Here is a 23,434-nt window from a genome sequence, read left to right as displayed (position 1 = left end):
GGCGGTCCCCCTACCCTAATTCTTAAACCTTTTATTTTACCCTATGCATAAGCCCTTTTATTTAACACTCCTCCTGTTTTGTGCTGCTTTAACTTTTTATTCATGCAGCAAATCATCTATGAAGCAGCCTGTTCACCAGGACAACCCTTTCGTTCAGGATTACAGCATCAAATATTATTCTGACACCACAAAACTAAATTTACTGGCTGCTTATTCAGACAGAAACGGAGTGATCCAGATTCTTGCAAAGGAGGGATTACAACATCCTTTCAATGGAAAACTCCTGTATCACGGCTCGATAGAACCTGATAATTCCTACCGTTTTATGAAATCCAAGAAGATTTCCGCAACGGGTATTTACTACAAACAGCTGGTGTATTTGAGCGATTCAGTCCTTTTCAGTAATGCCTGGGCCGGAACATTATTTTCAAAACATACCTTACCCGGAGCTAAGCTTTTTGCAGGCGGAAAGGATTTCACATTTCTGGTTTCGGATGGAAAATCTTTACAATTGATCAAAGATTCAAAAAATCTTTACAGTGGCGTTTTACCGGACGACGAGGCGGTAGCGATCCGTTATCAGGAAAAGGGTGACAATTTCTGGATTCTTGGCAAGAAAACTTTATATGTTTTATCTTCTGGAAATGCATTGTCAAAAGTTTTTGACGGTGCCGGTTTCACCTCCTTTGATGTTGTTAATAAGGATCAAAAACTGATCATTGGTACAACGGACGGAATTATTGAATTTGATGCTGCTGCTAAAAAACAAATTGGAGCCATTAATAAAAAACTTCCTGTAACGAACATCACATTTGTTCAGGAAGTGAATGAAAAAATCTGGTTTGGATCTGATCAGGGTGCATTTGCTCTTCGGTCTGATAACAAATTCGACTATTATTATGGCGAGCGCTGGCTACCGGGCAATAAAGTAATCCAAATTTCCGAAGGTCCTGAGCATTCGGTTTTAATATTGACAACGACTGGTTTGGGACAAATTGCATTTAAAGAAATGACTCTTCAGGACAAGGCAATTTATTTTGAAGAGCAAGTTCGTTTGAGACATATCCGCAATGGATTTAACGCTTCCCTGGATGGTATGGAGAAAGGAAATCTGTCCACGGGATATATGTCCGATTCTGACAATGACGGACTTTGGACTACGATGTATTTGGGTGGAGAAATTTTCCGTTATGCCGCTACCAAAGATTCGGTTGCGTTGCAAAATTGCCGCGAATCACTGGATGCCATTGAAAGACTTTACACTGTAAATCCGGTTCCGGGTTTTCCTTCGCGCTCTTTTGAGCGAAGCGGACATAAGGAAAATCTTTCTGACTCTGATCGCTGGCAGCCTTCTCCTGAAAAGGAATGGACCTGGAAATCAACTACCAGCAGCGATGAAATTATTGGCCACGTTTTCGCCTTTGGTGCTATTGCCGAGCTGATCGATGATGAGCCTATGAAGAAAAAAGCCGTTATGCTTTTGGATACAGTTATGTCTCATATTGTTAAAAATGATATGTATCTGATCGATTTTGATGGAAAACCTACGATGTGGGGAAAATGGAATCCTAAATATGTAAATTCTTTTCCTACCAACGTGGGAGACAGGAAACTGAATTCTTCCAATATTGTTGCGATGCTTCAAACGGCTTATTATTTTACCAAAAAAGAAAAATATAAAGCCAAAGCGTTCGAATTGATGAATAAATACGGCTACTATGAAAACATGATGCGCCCGATGAGCGAAATCGGAAAAGCGCCTGCGGATGCCGACGAACATGCCAAACACATGTCGGATGGATGGAACCATTCGGATGACGAAATGTACTTTATCGGTTACTGGGGATTGTATCGCTATCCATTTAATGATACGTTGAAAACGGCTTACAAAAAGCAAATCCTGGATCATTGGCAAGTAGAGCGACCGGAAAAGGACGGTGCCTGGAATATTTTCACCGCCTTAACTGGTACAGATGAATTTGATTTGAAAGAGGCTGTCTGGTACTTGCAGGAATATCCAATGGACATGATCAACTGGTCAATCAAAAATAGCCACAGAAAAGATATTGAACTGATGGAGCCTAATTTCCGGAAACAAACAACCAGGGAAGTTTTACCACCAGATGAAAAACCCGTAAAACGTCACAACAGCAATACTTTTGATCTGGATCGCAATGGCATGGGTGGAACATCCGAAGAAAGTGCCGGTGACATCTGGCTTTTGCCTTACTGGATGGGAAGATATCTGGGAGTAATCAGCGCTCCGGCAAAATAATCGAATATATGAGCTCTTTATTTTTATCCGCATTTCTCACGTTAATAGTATTATCCATGTCATCTCCTCAACTGGAAAAGGAAACCGAAGAAAAACAGATTACGCATGACCTCTCCTATAATCATGATCTGGATAATAATGATAATTTTTCTCCAGACGACGAATGGCTTGTGTACGATACCCGCACGGACGATGGTGGAATTCCTGAATCTCCGCGAATTGAAAAAGTCAACTTGAAAACGGGAGAAATAAAAGTACTTTTCAAGGTTGAAAATAATGGACCCTGGGGACCAGGCGCTGGTGCCGTAAGCTATAGTCCAAAGGAAAAAGCGGTTGTTTTTATTCATGGTTTGGAAAATAGTACCAAAGAAAATCCATATCAGCAATGGCGTCGTACCGGTGTAATCATTGAAGATGCAAAACCTAACGTTCCTATATATGTGGATGCGCGGGATGTAACTTACCCATATACGCCGGGTGCTTTACGCGGCGGAACGCACCGTCACGAATGGAGCGGAGATGGCCGTTGGATTGGTTTTACTTACAATGATGCAATTTTAAAGGCATTGGAAGATGCCACCGGAGTTAAAAAAAATCTCAGAACGATTGGTGTTTCAAAAAAAATAAAGTCGGTTCACGTTGACAAAAATGCTGAAAATGTTTCCGGCGAATGGTTCAGTGCACTGGTGGTTCGTGTAGTACCTGAGCCCGAACCGGGCAGTGATGAAATCAGCCATGCCGTGAGTGATAGCTGGGTTGGAACACATGGTTATCGTCGCACCGATGGAAAAATGCAGATCGCAAGAGCATTTCTGGGTACAGTCGTTGATAAAAATAGCAAGCCTATACCAGAAGTATTTTTGGTTGACATTCCTGATGATATTACTAAACCCGGAGAATATGGCCCATTGGAAGGAACGAAAACTGAATTTCCAATGCCGCCAAAAGGTACCGTCCAAAGAAGATTGACTTTCACTGCTAATACTAAATTTCCAGGCTGTTCCGGTGTTGTCCGGTCTTCGCCAGATGGAAATTCTCTTGCTTATTTGGCGAAGGATGAAAAAGGTATAGTACAAATATTTCTATTGTCCCCAACTGGCGGAAAACCTTTACAATTGACAGAACATGAATCGGATGTTTCAGGGAATGTACGCTGGCATCCGGATGGCAAACATCTAAGTTATGTATGCAATGGAAGTATAATGTTATGTCAAACGGGAAATGCCCCATTTAAAGATCGTTTTCAAACCCTAACAACAGCATCAAAACCGGCTCCGACCAATATTGTCTGGGCGCTTGATGGAAAAACATTTGCTTTTAACAGACCTGTGAAAGATGAAAATGGTAAGGGGACGACTTTGCAGATATTTGTAAAATCTTATACGTCAAAATAGAAATCAGACCTCTTTCTCAAAGGAAATTTTCTTATAAATCCTGTCTAGCGGTAATGTTATGTTGAAATGGATGAGCTTAATTGTTTCATCCATTTTTTCATAAAATTCAACATACCAGCGTTCGCCTTCACGGGTATAGACTTCTGCCAGGCAGTTGTTCTGTTCAACGATAATATAATACTGTAGTGACGCTATCGATCTGTATTCGTTAAGTTTTACTGTGCGATCAGTCTTTTCGGTACTTTTAGAAATTACCTCGACAATCAATAGTGGTTCAGTCGCGTATTTTTCTTTATTACCATCTTCTTTGAAAATGAAGAAGTCAGGGATTCGAAAAATCTTTCCTTCTTCAACTTGTAATTTGACAGAATTTTGAATAAAAACATAAGGCTCATCTTCCAGCAGACTTCCCAAATACCTATGAATATTTCCAGCGATCTGATTCGCTGTAACCGATTCTCCCGACATCTCTGTGATTTCTCCGTTTACGAATTCGAAACGTCCTTCGTGCGTTTCGCAAAACTTAAAGTACTCTTCCAGGCTGTGAAGTTTTTCGGCTACCGCTTCCATAAGATTTTCATTTTTATCAAAAATACATTTTAAATCTGAAATCGTAAACGATTATTCCTCTTGATTATATTTTAATCAAATGTTTCATAATTATTTGTAATTGAATAACATAGTATTCATTTTAAGAATAAACTATGCTAAATTTCATACGAAACTTGAAGAAATTAACCAAAACAAAAAGACTATTTTACAGATGATTTCCTTATAATTAATTCAGATTCCAGGACAATTGTTCTGGACACATCAATATACTCAATACCCTTCAAATGATTAATTAAACTCCGAACAGCCACTTCCCCCATTTGTTGGCCAGGATAATGAACAGTTGTTAAATTAGGCTCTATAACCTGTGAAACCGGATCATTATTAAATCCCACTACGCCAATATCATTTGGAATACTATATCCCTTTTCTGTCAAAGCTTTCATACAGCTTACCGCACAAATATCATTTGAAATAAAGATTCCATCCGGTTTTAATTCCATTTCATCAATTCTCTGAGCGACAGATCTTCCAGCTTCCTGGCTCAAATCCGTTATCATCACAAAATCATCCATCAAAGTCAAACCGTTCTGAAAAAGTGCATTTTGATAACCTTGTAATCGTCCTGAGTAAACATTCCTTTTCAGATTCCCGGTAACGTGCATGATTCGTTTGCAGCCTTGATTTATCAAATGAGACGTCGCTTCAAATCCGGCAAGTTCATTGTTAATAACCACACCACTACATTTTGGATGATCAATAATCCGGTCAAAAAACAGAATTGGAACTCCCCTTTTTATAAAACTTTCAAAATGCTCAAAAGTATCAGTATCATAAGCAACAGATACCAACAAACCATCCACACGGCTATTAAACATTGTTTTGGCGTTGGCTATCTCTTTTTTAACAGATTCCAGCGATTGACTTATCAAAAGATTGTAGCCGGATTCATTTGCTTCCACCTCCATTCCCGCAAGTACCGCTGACATAAAATGGCTATTCAAGCGCGGAACAATTACTCCTAACGTGTTGGTACTTCGTCTGCGTAAATTACTTGCAAAAGTATTGGAACGATAACCCAGCTCTGCTGCCTTCTCACATATCAAAAGCTTTGTTTTAATATTAATCGCCGGATGGTCATTCAACGCTCTGCTGACCGTGGCCGGTGAAATTTCAAGTATTTTGGCGATATCGTAAATGGTAATTTCCCGGTCCATAGCGGAGGATAATAATTGTAAAATTGAAAGATAACAACAAAAGTATGCTTTGTGATAAAAAATTTTGCAATCGGTTGCAATGCAAATTAATATTCAGATATTTATACCTTTAAAATTTCCGAATCTTTTCAATCCGCTCTTCTATGATACATACCATGCGCTGGTTTGGGCCAAATGATCCCGTTTCCTTAATGGATATTCGTCAGGCCGGATGTAGCGGCGTAGTCAGTGCGCTTCACCAGATTCCGGTTGGTGATATTTGGACTTTGTCCGAAATTGAAAATCGCAAAAAATTAATTGAAGAAAAAAATAATCAATATTCTTCGCTGGAATGGTCCGTTGTAGAAAGTCTTCCGGTACACGAGGATATCAAAAAAGGCCTTCCATCCCGAGATTTATATATTGAAAATTATAAACAATCATTAAAAAACCTTTCTGCCTTCGGTATCAAAACGGTATGCTATAATTTTATGCCGGTGCTTGACTGGTCGCGTACTGCCCTGGATTATGAAATGCCGGAAGGTTCAAAAACACTTAGATTTGTTTGGGTGGATTTTGCCATTTTCGATTTATTTATTTTAAAAAGACCCGGCGCAGAACAGGATTACGAGCCGGAAACCAGAATTGCCGCCGAAAGCAAATTTCAGAGTATGTCGTCCTATCAGATTTCGGTATTGACAAACACTGTTTTGCTAGGATTACCCGGTTCGGAAGAAGCATTTAATCTTAACGTTTTTCAAAGTTTACTGGATCAATATGCGGATATTGATGACAGCCAGTTAAGAAAAAATCTTTATTATTTTATTTCCCAGGTAGCACCTTTGGCGCAGGAACTGGGCATAAATCTTTGCATTCACCCGGACGATCCACCAAGGTCACTTTTAGGCCTTCCACGTGTTGTAAGCACAGAATACGATTTTGAACAATTAATGCACGCTTGCGATGTGCGGGCCAATGGCATTACCTTTTGTACCGGCTCTTTGGGCGTGAGAGAAGATAATGATCTTCCCGGATTGATCGAACGTTTTGGCGACCGAATCCATTTTGTGCATCTGCGTACCACCAAACGTGAAGAAGGAACCCGAAATTTTCACGAAGCACCACATTTGAACGGCGATGTGGATATGTATGAAGTTGTAAAAGCATTATTGAAAGAAGAAAAAAGACGTAAAGAAGCTGGTTATCCTGATTTCGCATTACCAATGCGCCCGGATCACGGTTTTCAAATGCTGGATGATTTACATAAAAAGACATATCCAGGTTACTCAGCCATAGGCCGTTTGAAAGCTTTGGCAGAATTGAGAGGATTGGAAATGGGGATTTCAAGATCGTTGAATAGATCCCTTATATAAAGATTATAACTATACCCGTTACGTCGAAATTGTTAACTGGTTGTACCAATTTATAATTTTACAAATTTTTGTCATTCTATATTTTTCAATAAAATGCCTGAATCAATTCTTAAAGAAGAAATCTCACAGCCCACAGTTTTTTCACTAGAAGGTAAATTAGCCCTGATTACCGGAGGCGGCAGCGGGATCGGATTTTACATTGCACAGTGTATGGTTCAAGCCGGAGCAAGAGTTGTCCTGACTGGCCGTCGGGAAAGTGTCTTGCAGGAAACAGTGGAAAAGTTAGGGTCAGGAGCTACTTATTTCGTCAATGACATTACACAACTGGAAACCATTCCGGCACTTGTAGAAGCGATTGAAAACAAATGCGGACCGATTGATATCTTGGTTAATAATGCCGGGATCAATATGAAAAAGTTCGCGGTGGAAGTGACAGATGCAGATTTTGACAAAGTAATTCAAACGAACTTGCACGCTGTTTTCTCCATGACACGAGAATGTGGAAAGCGAATGATCGAACGAAAATCCGGATCAATTATCATGATCACATCCATGGCAGCCATTTACGGAATTGACCGAGTTGTAGCTTATACCGCTTCCAAATCTGCTGTTGGAGGAATGGTAAAAGCCTTAACGACAGAATTTTCACCTTATAATGTCAGAATAAATGCGGTTGCTCCTGGCTTTATCGAAACGCCCATGATGCTGACCGCCATGAACGGTGATCCTTCACGAAGAGATAAAGCCATGGACCGTACGCCTATGGGAACATGGGGAAAACCAGATGATGTAGGTTGGGCAGCAGTATTTCTGGCATCAAATGCAGCGAAATTTATTACCGGCGTTTCGCTTCCGGTGGATGGCGGAAACTCGATCGGGTTTTGATAAAATAGTCCTAACCATAATTCAAAAGTCAACGATTCTATAATGAAAAGAACAGTTTTTGAAAAATTAACATGCCTGATCGTGGTGCTGTCACTGGCATTTTTCAGCATACCTGCACAGGCACAAAAAATCAAGTGGAACAAAGTTAAGATCCTGGTTTATACCAAAAATGGCAAAGGTTATATTCATGACAATATTGCCAATTCCATTGAAGCGATTCAGGCCCTTGGAAAACAGTATGGTTTTACGGTTGATGCAAGCGATGATCCTTCAAAATTCACCGATGAAAACCTTAAACAATACGACGCATTGGTATTTTCTAACACCAACAATGACGTTTTTGATACAGATGCACAACGTGTTGCATTGATGCGGTACATCCAGGCAGGTGGAAATTTCGTCGGTTTGCATTCCGCTTGCGGTACCGAACGTAGCTGGAAATGGTTTAAAAATTTGTTGGGAGGAACTTTCTTCTGGCACGAACCAGGACAAAGTTTTACCGTCAATGTGCTTGATCCGAAAAATCCTTCCCTATCACATTTACCCAAAAAGTGGAACCGTGATAAAGATGAATTTTACTTCCTCAAAGAAATGAGCGTGAATCTAAATGTCCTGGCAGTAAACGATCATACTACCATTCAAAAACCTGCGGGAAAAGCGCTTGATACTTTCGGAAATATATTTCCATCTGTTTGGTGGCACGAATACGATGGAGGCCGCGCTTTCTACACTTCCATCGGACACGAAAAAGAGGATTATTTAAAAGAAGATTTACGTAAACATATTCTCGGAGGAATTGAATGGGCAATCGGACCTCAAAAGCCAAGAAATTACAGTAAAGCCTACGCAAAAACCCCATCAGACGAAATCCAAACGAAATAGGCCTGAAAGGCCGACATATCTCAGCATAGGGCAACGCCCTACGGAGCCATAATACAAAGCAAAACAGCAAAGGCCTGAAAGGCCGACATATCTTAACATAGGGCATCGGCCCTATGGAGCGACCATCTCATTCATAGTTAAAATCCTGAATCCAATGCATAACTCAGAAGAAAAAAATCAAAGCCGAAGATCATTCCTGAAAACTGCCGGAACAGGTACCGCAGGTATTATAGCGGCGTCCATGTTCCCGACTATTGTTCCAGCTAGTGTTTTTGGCAAAAATGCACCAAGTAATAAAATCAATATCGGACAAATCGGATTCGGCCGTATAGGCTCCTCCCACGATTTACCCGAAATCATAAAAAATGAAGCTGCGCACGTGATAGCGGTAGCGGATCTGGACAAAAACCGTTTGGCACAAGGAAAAATCTGGATTGAAAAAAAATATGCAGAACGTACAGGAAAAGCAAATTATCTGGACGTAAAAACATACGACGATTATCATGAAATCCTGGCAAGAAAAGATATTGATGCCGTCATTATCAGCCTACCAGATCACTGGCATGCACAACCAGCTATGGAAGCGGCTGTGGCCGGAAAACATATTTACATGCAAAAGCCAACCTCCCTGACGATCCGTGAAGGAAGACAAATGGCTGACATGGTGATCAAGAAAAAAGTTATTTTCCAATTGGGAAGTCAGCAAAGATCGATAAGCCCGTGGCCGCAATTTAAAAGAACTTGTGAACTGGTAAGAAACGGAAGAATCGGGAAGTTGAAAAAAGTGTATGTTGGACTTCCGGGAGATCCTGCTGGTGGAAATCCCGCAAAAATGCCGGTTCCTTCTAACTTGAATTATGATATGTGGCTGGGCTCAACTCCGGATATTTATTACACACTTGATCGTGTTCACTCCCAAACAGATATGCTCAACGAGCGTCCGGGATGGTTGCGCCTGGAACAATTTGGCGCGGGAATGATTACCGGATGGGGTTCTCACCATATTGATATAGCTCACTGGGGAATGGATACTGAACTTACAGGACCTATTGAAATTGAAGGAAAGGCAACATTTCCGGCTCCGGGCTCTGGCTTATGGGACGTTCATGGCGACTTTTTAGTTAATTCCAAATATGCTAACGGAGTCGAAATGGAAATTGGCGGAACAAATCCAAACGGCGTAAAATTCGAAGGAACAGAAGGCTGGATTTTTGTTTCACGTGGCAATGTGGGAGTAACAGCCTCTGACCCAGGTGCCGCACAATCGGCCAAAGAAAATAAGGCATTTTACGCCAGTGACCCGAAAATCCTGGGATCTGTTATCGGACAAAATGAAATTCATTTGTATGAAAGTCCGGAACAACATCAAAACTGGATTGAAAGTATCCAAAGCGGCAAACAAACGATAAGTCATGCAGAAATCGCACAGCGCTCCTGCACCGCTTGTCTCCTTGCTCATACGGCTATGAAACTTGGCAGAAAACTTAAATGGGATCCCAAAAAAGAAGATTTTATAGGTGATAAAGAGGCAAGCGCAACTTTGTCAAGACCGCAACGCGGACCTTATGGAACGACCAAGGTGAAAGGCTGAAAATTTCTTATCGCAAAAAATCCTCTTCACTTTTCTGGTGAGGAGGATTTTTTGTTTTGCAGGATCAATCTTTTGCAATCTACTTAAATCGTACCTTTGCTTATTATCGATTTTTGATTTCAATTTACTTTAATGGCAACACAAAAGCTTTCCCTTTCCCGTTTAGAAACATTTCTTGAAGAAGCTTGCGAAAGTTTGCGTGGCAATATGGACGCCTCGGAATACAAGGAATATATCATTGCCATGTTATTTCTTAAAAGAGTAAATGATCAGTTTGAAGCACATAGGGATACCAGAAAAACGAATTTAATTGATAAAAGACACCTTCAGGAACCAGAAGTAATTTACAAAGAACTTGAAAAACAAAATGCCCGGAGTACGACTTCTATGTCCCGCTGGCAGCCCGATGGAAAAAACTTGATGGTGATCCTGATTATATTGAAGATGAAAAAGGAGAGAAACGCCCTTATATCAAAGATTTGCAGGAAGAAATTGGAGATCAGCTCAATAAGGCACTTTGGGCCCTTGAAGATGCCAATCTTGATAAACTCGAAGGCGTATTAAAATCCATCAACTTTAATAAAAGTATTGGTAAAAATAACAAGCAAATTACGGATGAGGATTTACGGGATCTTATCCGCGAATTCAATCAGAAGAATTTAAAGGATGAAAACCTCGAATTCCCTGATTTATTGGGTGCCGCTTATGAATTTTTGATTAAATATTTTGCAGATAGTGCCGGAAAAAAGGGTGGTGAATTTTATACACCCAACGAGGTTGTTCGTTTGCTGGTCAACATTCTTGAACCGGACCAGAATGCCGAGATTTACGACCCTACTGTGGGCAGCGGTGGACTTCTTATTGAAAGCAAAAACTATGTGGAGAACCGGTATGGCTCTTCCCGGAACTTATCACTTTTTGGACAGGAAAAAAGTGGCACGACATGGAGCCTTTGCAAAATGAATATGCTGTTTCATGGTATTTACGATAGTGATATTGTGAACGGTGATACGCTCATGAATCCAATACTTAAAAGCGCAAGTGCCGAGTTAAGAACTTTTGATATTGTGATTGCCAATCCTCCTTTCTCCCAGAATTATAGCAAAGATGGCATGAAGTTCAAGGAGCGTTTCAACTACTGGATGCCCGTCAAAAGTAAAGCTGATTTCATGTTTGTCCAGCATATGGTTGCTTCACTTAAAAATAACGGACGAATGGCCGTAGTGATGCCTCATGGCGTCTTATTCCGCGGTGGTGACGAGCGTAACTTCCGCAAATGGCTGATTGATAAAGGGTATCTTGAAGCAGTGATTGGCTTACCCCCTGCTTTATTTTATGGAACTGGAATTCCTGCTTCTGTCATTGTCATCAATAAACATGAAGCGCATTTACGGGATCAGGTTTTATTTATCAATGCTGACCGCGAATTCAAAGAAGGTAAGGTCCAGAATAAATTGCGTCCGGAAGACATTGAAAAAATTGCTTTCACCTATCGCCACAAAAAAACAATTGATAAATACAGCAGACTGGTTACGAAGAAAGATCTGGCTGCCGAGGAATATAATTTAAACATCAGAAGATTTGTGGACAATGCCCCTCCGGCTGAACCGCACGACGTGCACGCTCATTTACAAGGCGGGGTTCCGGTAAGTGAAGTGGATGCTTTACAAAATATATTTGATTCGTATCCCGGTCTTCGTGACAAATTGTTTGTCAGACAAAAAGACGGTTATCTCCAATTTACAGGCGCGATTGAAAGCAAAGAAGATATAAAAAGACTACTGGACGAAAGTCCGGAAGTTACCACTACGCTCGGAAACTACACCACAGGACTTCAAAAATGGTGGTCTGAGGTGGTCAAAGATTTTGAATCTTTACCCGAAACCAATAATGTATTTGCGCTTTACAGAAAATTCTCTGAAAGTTTTACCGAATCACTTGAAATTCTTCCTTTTGGTAAAAATCAAGGCGGTACCGTTTTGGATACTTACCAGAGCCGCGGTGCTTTGGCTGCTTATTGGAACGAGCTGAATATTGATTTGAAAAGTGTTGCTGCCAGTGGCTGGAATGCGGAACTGATACCGGACGACGAAATCCTTGAAAGTCAGTATCCCGATATTTTGAGAGAACTGCGCGCAAATGAAGCCAGAAAAGAGGAGTTGGAGGCCATTTTTTCAGAAGTAAATGAATTGGAAGAAGATACCTGGACAGAGGAAGAGTATGAAGTATGGCCAAACAAAGAACTAAAAGAGCATAAAGAGTCTGTCAAAGTATTGAAAAGCGAGCAGAAGGAGGCAGAAAAAGAATATAGGAATTTGCAGAAGCGAATTAAAGCTAATGAAAAATCCGGCGATTTATTTAATAATGACATCAATTTATTAAAAGTTGAGGCAGCCGGATTAAGCGCCAGGATAACACAACTGGATATACAAATTTCAGCCGATGAAAGCCGTTTTGCAAAACATACTGCATTGGAAGAAGAACTGAAACAATGCAAAAAAGTAATCCGGGAAATTAAAAACCGCAAACAGAACCTTGTTGACATCGCACGAAAAGCAATAACATCCGGGCAATCCAAAGAACTTATATTGAAAAGATGGAACCTTGTGTTGCATCAGACCATCAACGGATATTTACAAACACATAACCGTAATTTATTGCTGGCAGTTGAAAACCTGTACAACAAATACACAACACCTTTACACAGCATACTAAGCCAACGTGAAAAAGAAACGGAATTGTTAAATTCATTTTTAGTTGAATTGGGTTATGAATAATATCGAATCGTAGCATGTTCTTTTTGCCTCAGTAAAGGAGATTTGATGAACATAACCTGAATAATATCCGTGCTTTTTACAGAGCATTCCCAATTTGGAACGCAGTGCGTACTGAATTGAGCTGGACGCATTACCGAATTATAAGCCGTGTAGAAATACAGTGTCCTGGCAAAAAACGAACAACTCTTCGCCAGTAAATACCGGCTTTATTTACCAAAAGAAGAAGAATTAAAACAACTGATCAAACAGGATCGGATTTTGTTTGAGTTGGATAATGAGTGGGTTTTAAGAAATGGGAAAAACCACACATAGAAGCCACTTTAAGAAAAAGAATCTATTAAGAAAAAAGACATGAGTGATTGGAAAGAAACTGAATTAAATACAATAGGTAATGTAGTTTCTGGTGGTACTCCAAGTACCTCGGTTGCTGGATTTTGGAATGGAGAAATTCTTTTTGTTACACCATTTGATTTGAGTAAGGCCAAATCTGCATTTATAGAAAATAGTGCAAGAAAAATTTCAAAAGAGGGACTGCTTAATTCTTCTGCAAATTTACTACCTGCCGGAAGTATAATCATTTCTTCAAGAGCACCAATTGGATATATCGCTATCGCAAAAAAGGAATTTACAACCAATCAAGGTTGCAAAAGTATAATTCCCAATTCTAATTTTGATTCACTTTATCTATACTATTGTATAAGTTTTTACATTGAAAGAATAAAGCGTTTAGGTGCGGGCTCAACCTTTGCTGAAATTTCAAAGGGAGATCTAGAATTAGTTAAATTTCCGTATCCAGTACAGAAAAGAGAACAAAAGTGTATATCTCAAATACTTTCAACAGCCGATTCCCTAATCTCCAAAACCCAAGCAGCCATTTCCAAATACAAAGCCATCAAACAAGGTATGCTGCAAGATTTATTCACACGGGGCATTGATATTAAAACGGGGAAACTTCGTCCTAAATATGAAGATGCGCCGGAGTTGTATAAGGAGAGTAAATTGGGAATGGTACCTAAGGAATGGGAAGTTGGACCTTTGTCAAAAATAAGTGAAATAAATCCGCTAGCAAGTTTGTCAAGTAAACTTTCAACCAATGATGAAGTTTCATTTTTCAAGATGGAGGACGTAAGTAACGATGCCGAAATAATTAATAACAATACTAAAAAAATTAGAGAAGTAGTAAAGAAAGGGTTTACTTCCTTCACAGAAAATGATATTCTATTTGCGAAAATTACTCCTTGTATGGAAAATGGAAAAGGAGCGCTGGCTGTTAATCTTAAAAATATGTTTGGTTTTGGCAGTACGGAATTTCATGTATTGAGAGCAATAGATAGAAAGTCCATTCATTTTCTGTTCTTTTTAACTACATCTGTTGAATTTAGATTAAAAGCAGAAGGGAAAATGTCTGGCTCTGCTGGCCAACAGAGAGTTCCAACTTCTTTTTTTAGTGAATATGAAATTGGTCTTCCTTCAACAAATGAACAGTTTCAAATTGGCTTGCGATTGAATACTTTGAACAAAAAAATAATAAACGAACAAACCTACCTTCAAAAACTCAACCAACTAAAATCCGGCTTAATGTCAGATTTGCTTTCCGGCAAAAAGTTGGTGAACGTGGAAGAATCTATCCTCTCAGAAACAGAAAATTAATATGGCGGAGTACATCAATGTTGAAAAACCTTTTTTAGAAAAACTAAGACATTTGGGTTGGCAGGTGATAGATCAGGGACTTGGTGTACCGCAGGAAGCTGCTAAAAGTTTGCGCAGCAGTTTCAAAGAAGTAATGCTGACAAAAGTTTTCAAAGACAGCGTTAAAAAAATAAATGTTACCGCCGATGGCCGTACCTGGCTAACGGATAAACAGCTCGATGAAATTCTTTTTGAGCTGCAAAACTTTCCAAATAAAAGTCTGCACGATGCCAATAAAGAAATCCACCGTTTGCTGGTAAAAGGTACAAGCGTAGCAAAAAATGAATTAACCGGTGAGCAAAACCCAACGGTTCGTCTGGTAGATTTCAGGAATTATGCCAACAATTCTTTCATCGCCATTAATCAGTTTCGCTTGCTCACGCCGGGTGCAAGCCGTACGGGAATTATTCCTGATATCGTTTTATTCCTCAACGGAATGCCAATTGTAGTAGTAGAAGCCAAAGACTTTGATGTAGCTGAGCCATTAAGTGAGGCTTACTTACAAGTCACACGCTATGCCAATACAAGAAACGACGACTATGGATTTAAGGAAGGGGAAGAACGGCTTTTCCACTACAATATTTTCAGCATCATTACCCACGGCAAAGAAGCGCGCGTCGGTACGATCAATGCAGATTTTGATTTCTATAACAACTGGGTCGATATTTTTCCCGAAGAATACAGATCTGTGGCTGTTTCCCCCAATGAAGAAAGGCAGGAAGTATTGATACATGGCATGTTGAACAAAGAAATATTGGTCGACATCCTGAAACACTATACTTTGTTTATGGAAGTAAAAAAAGGCGTGGAAGTTAAGATTGTCGCCCGCTATAATCAATACCGTGCGGTTGGAAAAATCATCGCAAACTACCGGTCCGGGAATACACCGTTGGAAAAAGGCGGTGTGGTTTGGCATACCCAGGGAAGCGGAAAAAGCTTGACTATGGTTTTCCTAATTCGCAAACTTCGCAGCTGCGATGATCTGCGAGATCTAAAAATTATTTTTATCATTGACAGGACGGATCTGGAAGATCAGCTTTGGGAAACTGCCGCGCTCACTGGCGAACCCGTTCACAGAATCGATAGAAGAAATAAATTATTTCGCTTAAGTAATGACACCGGGGACGTGAACATGGTAATGATTCACAAATTTCTGGATGAAAGCCAGAACGTTTCCGCCCAATCGCTTATTGAAGCCGGTGTTGTTCCTAAGTTTGAAAAGTTTGAAACCATTAATGACAGTGAAAGGATATTGCTGCTTATCGATGAAGCACATCGGACGCAGGGCGGTGATATGGGAGACAATTTATTTTCTGCATTTCCAAAAGCCGTCCGGATTGGTTTTACAGGAACGCCTCTGTTAACCGAGAGACATGAGATAAAAACACATGAACGTTTCGGCGGTTTTATTGATTTTTACAAGTTTGATAAAGCAGTAAAAGATCGGGCAACTGTTGAAATCAAATATATCGGCAAGGTTTCCAAAGACCAGCTTGATGATAAGGAATCCTTCGATACCGAGTTTGAAGATATGTTTGAGCAAAGAACCCAGGCTGAAAAAGAAGAAATTCAACGCCGGTACGGTTCCGTCATCGCCTATCTGGAATCAAAAGAGCGTATTGCTGCCATAGCAAAAGATATTGTAGAGCATTATTATACCGACATTCTTGTCAATCGTTTTAAGGCACAAGTCGTTGCTTCCAGTATTATAGCTGCGGTTCGTTATAAATATGAACTTGAAATTGCGATCAAAAATAAAATCTCGGAGTTGAAGCTATTGCCGGAAAATGAAGCAGATCCGGAACAATTAAGACAACTGGAATTTCTAAAAGTCGCTGCAATCGTTTCCAGTATTGGCAACAATGAGCCGGGATATATCAGTAAAGCCAGGAAAGATGCTTCTGAAATGAATGCAATCGAAAACTTCAAAGCCGATTTCAATTTTGACAAACCGGAAACAGGGATTGGAATGATCTGTGTTTGTGATCGCCTGCTTACAGGATTTGACGCCCCGGTGGAACAGGTAATGTATCTGGACAAAAGTTTAAGAGAGCATGATTTATTTCAAGCGATCACGCGTGTTAATCGAACCAAAAGAGGAAAATCTTTCGGCCTGATTGTTGATTATTTTGGAGTAACAAAACATTTAAGTGATGCACTGGCTATTTATACAGATAAGGATAAAAGCAGTCTGCAAGAATTCATGGAAGTGTTTCGGGATATAAATAAAGAGATCCCAATACTTGAAGCACGTTACAAGAGACTTACCGATTTGTTCAAGGATAATGATTTAAATCAGATCGATATCTTTCTGGAACAGAAATTCACTAACTCGGATCAGGAGTTTGACTTTGCTGAGGAGTGTATTGAAAAAGCAAAAAATATGAAGTTCAGAGCAGAACTTCTTACTTATTCGAAAAGCTTTTTTGATAGCCTGGATTTACTTTTCAATATACAAGCGGGTGTAGAATATTGGGTTCCGGCCAAGCGGTTGGGCTATTTACTTTGGAGAATTAAAGACAGATATAAAGATGATACGATGGATTTGAAATGGGCTTCAGAAAAAGTTCGTAAACTAATCGATAAACATCTGCTTTCCTTAGGAATCGATACAAAAGTCCAACAGGTTTCAATCCTTTCTCCTGAATTTAATAAAAAGGTTGATTACTTAAACAAAACGCCAAGGTCTAAAGCATCAGAAATGGAACATGCCATTCGTTGGCATATCAAAGTAAATCTTGACAAAGATCCAACGCTTTACAGCCGCTTCAAGGATCGCCTTGAAATGATCCTGAATGCCTACAAAGAGAATTGGGAAGAAATTGTAAAGGAACTCAATACTTTGGCAACAGATATGGCCGAAGGAAGACAACCGGAAATAGAAGGTATATCTCTAATAGAAGCTCCATTTTTCGAATTGCTAAAAAATAACCTGATCACCGACGATGAGACTAATATTGCACAAACAAAAGCGTTAACTATCCTGGTTGTAAGCTTGCTGAAAGAATCAGCAACGGTTACAAATTTCTGGACAAGGCAGCCTGAAATCCGGAAGATGGAAGGACTTATCGAAGATGAAATACATTATTCAAATATTGAAGGTTTGCTCAACAAAGCCGCGGAGCTGACCGCTGAATTAATGAAACTGGCAAAAAACAGAGAAACAGATTTGAGATGAAACTAGAAGGTATCGACATAACAATTAACAAAACCGAGCGCCGAAAAACGGTAAGTATTTTTATCGAACGTGACGGTTCTGTAAGTGTGTTGGCACCTGCAACATTGAATGACGAAATAATCGAAACGGCGATAAAAGGAAAAGAATATCAAATTTTTAAAAAGCTTGCGCAATGGAAAGAGCTCAATCATGGAAAAGTAAATCGTGAATTTGTCAATGGCCAATCCTTTCTTTATTTCGGAAGAAATTATCGCCTATCGATTTTAGAAGATCAAATGGTGCCCTTAAAACTTATAGGAGGGAATTTTCAGTTAGACAAAAAATATCTTTCAAAGGCTGAAAAACTTTTCAAAGATTTTTACAAGGATAAAGCTGAACAAAAAATAACAGAGCGCTTAAAATTGATAGAAGCAAAATTCCCTTTAAAACCAACTTCTGTTAAAGTGTTGGAACTTCAAAATCGTTGGGCATCCTGGACTCCGGGTAATGGTTTAAAATTTCATTGGAAATGCGCCATGGCACCGGTATCTGTCCTTGATTATATTATTACCCACGAAATGGTTCATCTTAAATATCCGAATCACTCTGCGGAATTCTGGAATGAACTTGATAAACAAATGCCAAACTTCCGGGAATATGAGAATTGGTTAAAAGTGAATGGGGTTAAGATGTCTCTTTAAAGATAGATCTTATGAGTAAATACTATTGCTGTAATTAATATATTAGCGAAGTATAAACCTCAACCAAAATGAAATATTCTCTTGCACTCCTTTTCTGTACAATATTTTTCGCCTGCACCTCCAAAACAAAATACGACACCATCATCCGTAATGGAACAATCTACGATGGAAGCGGAGAAAAACCTGTGATAGCTGATATTGCCATTAACGCTGATACGATCGCTTTCATTGGCGACCTGAAAAATGAAACGGCTACAAATGAAATAGACGTAAAAGGACAAGCTATCGCACCTGGTTTTATTAATATGCTGAGCTGGGCAACGGAATCTTTAATTCATGATGGCCGCAGCCAAAGTGATATTCGTCAGGGTGTAACTTTGGAAGTAATGGGAGAAGGCAGCAGCATGGGCCCGCTTAACCCCAAAATGAAAAGCGAAATGCAGAATGGACAGGGAGATATTAAATACAAAGTTGAATGGAATACCGTTGGAGAATATTTGAATTTCCTGGAAAAGAAAGGCATAAGTTGTAATGTCGCTTCATTCATTGGAGCCGGCACCGTAAGGACATATGTTGTGGGCGAAGATAACCGCAAAGCCACGCCTGCCGAATTGGAAACTATGCAATTATTGGTAAAAAAAGCCATGGAAGAAGGTGCCATGGGAGTTGGTTCTTCATTAATTTACCCTCCCGATTTTTTCGCAGATACACAAGAATTGATTGCGCTCTGCAAGGAAGCATCGAAACATGGGGGTATGTATATTTCGCATTTGCGCAGTGAGGGCAATAAACTGGACGAAGCCGTGGAAGAATTGATTACTATTTCAAGAGAAGCCAATATCCCTGCCGAAATTTATCACCTGAAAGCGGCTGGAAAAGACAATTGGAAGAAAATGGACGACGTGATCAAACGCATAGAAAAAGCAAGAGCCGAAGGTCTGCATATAACTGCGGATATGTACACATACCTGGCCGGTGCTACCGGACTTACCGCTTCACTTCCGCCTTCTTTGCAGGATGGCGGTTTTGGCAAATTATGGCAACGTTTGCAGGATCCGGCTATTCGTTCTAAAATGGCGAAAGCAATGCAAACAAATCCTGCTGACTGGGAAAATTTGTATTACGCCGCAGGTTCGCCGGAAAATGTTTTGTTACTTGGTTTTAATCAGGATTCATTGAAAAAATATACTGGGAAAACACTTGCAGCCGTAGCTAAAATCAGAGGTAAATCGCCGGAAGAAACTGCTATGGATCTGATCGTGCAGGATAGTACCCGGATTGGTGTCGCGTTTTTTATGATGAATGAAGATGTTGTAAAAAAACAATTGGCGCTGCCGTGGGTGAGTTTCGGTTCGGATGCAGGAAGTTATTCTCCTGAAGGCGTATTCCTCAAATCCCAGCCTCATCCAAGATCTTATGGGAATTTTATACGTGTGATCGGGCACTATGTGAGAGAAGAAAAATTATTACCATTGGAAAAAGCCATTTATAAACTGGCAAAACTTCCCGCAACCAATTTAAAACTCAAAAAACGTGGCGAACTTAAAGTTGGTTACTACGCCGATGTAGTAATTTTCGATCCTGAAAAAGTACAGGACCACGCTACTTACGACAAACCTCAGCAATTTGCCACGGGTATTTCTGATGTTTTTGTAAACGGCGTAGCTGTTTTGAAAAATGGTGAACATACTGGTGCTACACCCGGAAGATTTGTCAAAGGCCCAGGATATAAGAAGTAAATAAACGAGAGTAAAATCTGTCCACGTTAAAATAGATATAATGGCTTTCAGAAACGATTTAAAAAATTTCCCGTTTCAGGTCCGAGACAAAGAATTATGGTACTTTACCATCAACTGGATAAATAGAGATAAAACTGAATTTTGCACAGTTCAGGGTAAGAAAGATTTAGTAACATTACTTGGAGCCCTAATTCAAAACAAGCATGAAAAAAATCATCAATTGTTCGGAGTTTGGACGGGAGAATATTCTACTGATGTATTTGATATCCCGATTGAGACAGGCTATAATGAGCTAAGCAAGTATTTCGTAAATACACTTTAGATTCGGTTTATAAACTTGGCAAAATCATAATGGATGATTTATTTTACACAATAGCAATCACACATTTTCGAACATGTCTATTTTCGAGCAATTAAGGCGAAATAAGTCTTTTACAGAATTTAAAGAAATATCATCTAAGAAAGACAACGGACTTTTTTTCCTTCTTCAGTTCGATGCACAGGGTGCGTTTATTGAAACGGTAGACAAATCGGGTAAAAACGCAACCTTTGGTTACCGTCAGTATAGTGGCGTATTGCGTAGTATAGCTAAAACGATCCACATGATCCGGGACCGCAGCCATTTCACTATTGACTGGGAAAATCCTGAAAGCAGGTTATACCTTCACGAGCATCCATACCTGATCCCACAATTACTAGAAAGCGGTCTGTTTATAAATGCTGACGATGAAGTAATAAAAGCCGGAAATGGAACAGCGCAGCTCAGATTAATACTCAGCAAAACAGGTGATAAGTCATTGTCGTCTCAACTGGAATTGAATACGCCTGAAGCCGAACATAACCATTTTCAGTTTATTAATGAAGAACATGTATGGCTTGCTGGCAGTAACGCTGTGTTGGAAACCGAGCCTGTGGGTGCTCTATTTCATTCATTGGAAAATTTCAATCTAAAAACCTTACCGCTTGCAGATTTGCAGAAATTTCTTTCTCTGTTTTTTTCGTACCTCGACAATGTAACGTTGTCTTACGAAAATTATACGGTGCAGAAAGATGCCGAACCTGTAAAATCAAGACCGGCACTTATATTTGAAAAAGTAGATGCTGATAACTCGCTTTACCTGCGCATCGGCCAGCTTTTGCCCAATACCGATGTTGATTTTCTGGACGACTACGACTTGTTCCGTTTTGCGGTAATCAATGAAATGGAAGAAACCATTACCGTCCGTCCGATTGAGCAGGTACACATTGAGCAGCATGTAGCGTATATTGAAAAAACCCTTAATAAACATGTAGAAAAAGGAAAGAAGAAAGTATCCGGTGGAATTATCCAGGAAGAAAACCTTCTTATTATTCCGGAGAATATCGCTTCGGAATTTATATACCGGGATATCCCTTCCCTGATCGGAGAATATGCGCTTGTAGGCAGCGAAAAGTTAAAATCTTACAAAATCAATGTAAACCCACCGAAGCTGAATGTGCAGGTCGGTCACGGTATTGATTTTCTTGAAGGAAAAGCCACACTCGAATTTGGTGACCAAAAGATTTCACTTTTTGATGCGATAAACCAGTTCAACAAAAACCGCTACATCATTCTTGCCGATGGCAGCCAGGCCCTGGTCAATGAGCAGTATATGCAGAAACTCCAGCGGCTTTTCAAAAAGAAAAAAGATAAGGACAAAATCGAAATTTCTTTTTTTGATCTTCCGCTGGTTGAAGAACTGATCGAAGAACGTGCAGCGAAGGAGCAGTTCAGCAAAGCGAGAAACATATTCGAAGGCTTTAACCAGATTGCCGATAAAAAGATAAAACTGCCAAAAATAAATGCAAAACTGCGTCCTTATCAGGAGCAGGGCTATAAGTGGCTACTCTATCTGCATCAAAACAAACTGGGCGGCTGCCTGGCCGACGATATGGGTTTGGGTAAAACCCTGCAAACAATCACACTGCTGGCGGAAGTTTATGAAAAAGATAAAACCGGTTTACCTTCGATTATCGCCATGCCAAAATCACTACTCTTTAACTGGGAAAATGAGCTGAAAAAGTTTGCACCACAACTCACTTTTTACACCTGGTATGGTACCAACCGTGATAAAGAAGAAGTCCAAAAGGTAAATATCATCCTGACCACCTATGCCATGGTGCGTAATGATATTGAATTTTGGAAGAATGAAAAATTCCTTTACGCAATCCTGGACGAATCCCAGGCTGTAAAAAACCTGAACAGTCAATTGCATAAAGCAGTATTGCTTCTCAACGCATCCTACCGCCTTGCATTAAGTGGAACGCCTGTTGAAAACAATCTTTCAGAACTGTATGCCCTATTCCGTTTTCTGAACCCGGCTATGTTTGGAAGCGCCGAGGGTTTTAATCAGCACTACCTGACGCCCATTCAAAAGTATGACAACAAGGATGCAACAATAGAATTAAAAAAGAAGATTTATCCTTTCATTCTCAGAAGATTAAAAAAGGATGTACTTAAAGAATTGCCCGATAAGATAGAGCAAACTTTATTCGTTGAAATGAGCCCTGAACAGGCCAGATATTACGAGCAGCGACGGCTGTATTATAAAGATGCCATTGAGCAGCAGGTTGCGATGAAAGGTATTCAACAATCCCAGTTTTTTGTTTTTCAGGCTATGAACGAACTGCGGCAGATCGCGTCCATTCCGGGAGCACAAACGGACGGAAAAATAGATTCTCCAAAAACAGAACTCCTTATTGAGCAGCTCGAAGATGCCATTGCGAACAAACATAAGGTTCTGGTGTTTGCCAATTACCTGGCCGCTGTGGAAGATATTGGCGAAGAATTGGACAAGAGAGGTATTGACTTTGTGACCATGACCGGAAGTAGCAGAAACCGGCAGCAGCTCGTTGACCGTTTTCAAAATGACCCGGATTGTAAAGTTTTTGTACTGACCCTGAAAACAGGAGGCACAGGGCTGAACCTTACTGCTGCGGACATGGTCTTTATTTTTGATCCGTGGTGGAACAAATCGGCAGAAAACCAGGCCATTGACCGCGCGCACCGGATTGGACAAAATAAAAAGGTAATGAGTTACAAACTGATTACACTGGGTACGATAGAAGAGAAAATACTGAAACTTCAGGAAGTTAAAAGTGCATTACTGGATTCAATTATTTCCAGTGACAGCGCTTCTGTGAAAAGTCTGAGTGAGGATGATATTGAATTTATTTTAGGAAAATGATGACGAAGCAGGAATCT

At 40.0% G+C, this 23,434-nt stretch carries 17 protein-coding genes; 15 read left to right on the top strand and 2 right to left on the bottom strand.

Annotated features, from left to right (window positions below):
• The first annotated feature begins 43 nt into the window (after positions 1 to 43).
• Together FZF08_RS13135 and FZF08_RS13130 are read left to right on the top strand one after the other, a co-directional pair.
• Positions 44 to 2,275, top strand: a complete 2,232-nt coding sequence (locus tag FZF08_RS13135) for a hypothetical protein (protein ID WP_159469450.1) — start codon at positions 44 to 46, stop codon at positions 2,273 to 2,275.
• 8 nt (positions 2,276 to 2,283) lie between these two features.
• Entirely contained in the window at positions 2,284 to 3,669 is a 1,386-nt protein-coding gene (locus FZF08_RS13130; RefSeq protein ID WP_200837075.1) for a DUF3748 domain-containing protein, read from the top strand.
• Positions 3,670 to 3,672: 3 nt separating this feature from the next.
• Here the strand turns inward: FZF08_RS13130 and FZF08_RS13125 are convergent, their stop codons facing one another.
• On the bottom strand, positions 3,673 to 4,239 hold the full coding sequence (locus FZF08_RS13125; protein ID WP_159469448.1) for a Uma2 family endonuclease: 567 nt from the start codon (positions 4,237 to 4,239) through the stop codon (positions 3,673 to 3,675).
• 182 nt (positions 4,240 to 4,421) lie between these two features.
• A complete protein-coding gene (locus FZF08_RS13120; protein ID WP_159469446.1) occupies positions 4,422 to 5,438 on the bottom strand; it encodes a LacI family DNA-binding transcriptional regulator in 1,017 nt (338 codons plus the stop codon).
• A gap of 143 nt (positions 5,439 to 5,581) precedes the next feature.
• Here FZF08_RS13120 and uxuA point away from each other — a divergent pair, with 143 nt between their 5' ends.
• From uxuA to FZF08_RS13055, 13 genes are all read left to right on the top strand, one after another.
• Positions 5,582 to 6,790 carry a mannonate dehydratase gene (gene uxuA, locus FZF08_RS13115; RefSeq protein WP_159469444.1) on the top strand — a complete coding sequence of 403 codons (1,209 nt, stop codon included), beginning with the start codon at positions 5,582 to 5,584 and terminating at the stop codon, positions 6,788 to 6,790.
• A gap of 93 nt (positions 6,791 to 6,883) precedes the next feature.
• Complete coding sequence (locus tag FZF08_RS13110; protein WP_159469442.1) at positions 6,884 to 7,675, top strand: SDR family NAD(P)-dependent oxidoreductase; 792 nt, start codon at positions 6,884 to 6,886, stop codon at positions 7,673 to 7,675.
• A 42-nt stretch (positions 7,676 to 7,717) separates the two neighbouring features.
• The gene (locus FZF08_RS13105) at positions 7,718 to 8,557 is read left to right on the top strand and encodes a ThuA domain-containing protein (RefSeq protein ID WP_159469440.1); all 840 of its coding nucleotides are present in this window, start codon (positions 7,718 to 7,720) and stop codon (positions 8,555 to 8,557) included.
• Between the two features lie 154 nt (positions 8,558 to 8,711).
• On the top strand, positions 8,712 to 10,148 hold the full coding sequence (locus FZF08_RS13100; RefSeq protein ID WP_159469438.1) for a Gfo/Idh/MocA family protein: 1,437 nt from the start codon (positions 8,712 to 8,714) through the stop codon (positions 10,146 to 10,148).
• 132 nt (positions 10,149 to 10,280) lie between these two features.
• Positions 10,281 to 10,712, top strand: a complete 432-nt coding sequence (locus FZF08_RS31750) for a type I restriction-modification system subunit M N-terminal domain-containing protein (RefSeq protein ID WP_159469436.1) — start codon at positions 10,281 to 10,283, stop codon at positions 10,710 to 10,712.
• Positions 10,628 to 12,925 (top strand): N-6 DNA methylase, encoded by a 2,298-nt coding sequence (locus tag FZF08_RS13090; protein ID WP_159469433.1) that lies wholly within the window; start codon positions 10,628 to 10,630, stop codon positions 12,923 to 12,925. The genes FZF08_RS31750 and FZF08_RS13090 overlap by 85 nt, the downstream gene beginning before the upstream one ends.
• Before the next feature lie 56 nt (positions 12,926 to 12,981).
• Positions 12,982 to 13,122 carry a hypothetical protein gene (locus FZF08_RS32290; RefSeq protein WP_200837081.1) on the top strand — a complete coding sequence of 47 codons (141 nt, stop codon included), beginning with the start codon at positions 12,982 to 12,984 and terminating at the stop codon, positions 13,120 to 13,122.
• A gap of 154 nt (positions 13,123 to 13,276) precedes the next feature.
• Complete coding sequence (locus FZF08_RS13080) at positions 13,277 to 14,575, top strand: restriction endonuclease subunit S (RefSeq protein ID WP_159469431.1); 1,299 nt, start codon at positions 13,277 to 13,279, stop codon at positions 14,573 to 14,575.
• A gap of 1 nt (position 14,576) precedes the next feature.
• Positions 14,577 to 17,792, top strand: a complete 3,216-nt coding sequence (locus FZF08_RS13075; protein ID WP_159469429.1) for a type I restriction endonuclease subunit R — start codon at positions 14,577 to 14,579, stop codon at positions 17,790 to 17,792.
• On the top strand, positions 17,789 to 18,472 hold the full coding sequence (locus FZF08_RS13070; RefSeq protein ID WP_159469426.1) for a M48 family metallopeptidase: 684 nt from the start codon (positions 17,789 to 17,791) through the stop codon (positions 18,470 to 18,472). Before FZF08_RS13075 ends, FZF08_RS13070 begins: the two co-directional genes overlap by 4 nt.
• Positions 18,473 to 18,540: 68 nt before the next feature.
• Positions 18,541 to 20,211, top strand: a complete 1,671-nt coding sequence (locus tag FZF08_RS13065; protein ID WP_159469424.1) for an amidohydrolase family protein — start codon at positions 18,541 to 18,543, stop codon at positions 20,209 to 20,211.
• Between the two features lie 40 nt (positions 20,212 to 20,251).
• Positions 20,252 to 20,533 carry a hypothetical protein gene (locus FZF08_RS13060; RefSeq protein WP_159469421.1) on the top strand — a complete coding sequence of 94 codons (282 nt, stop codon included), beginning with the start codon at positions 20,252 to 20,254 and terminating at the stop codon, positions 20,531 to 20,533.
• A gap of 73 nt (positions 20,534 to 20,606) precedes the next feature.
• Positions 20,607 to 23,417, top strand: coding sequence for a DEAD/DEAH box helicase (locus FZF08_RS13055; protein WP_159469419.1), 2,811 nt, complete (start codon positions 20,607 to 20,609; stop codon positions 23,415 to 23,417).
• Positions 23,418 to 23,434: the final 17 nt, after the last annotated feature.

The sequence above is a fragment of the Dyadobacter sp. 3J3 genome (assembly GCF_009801115.1).
Taxonomy (GTDB): Bacteria; Bacteroidota; Bacteroidia; order Cytophagales; family Spirosomataceae; genus Dyadobacter.
Note: the sequence above shows the minus strand (reverse complement) of the source record. Positions and strands in the feature narration are given on the sequence as shown.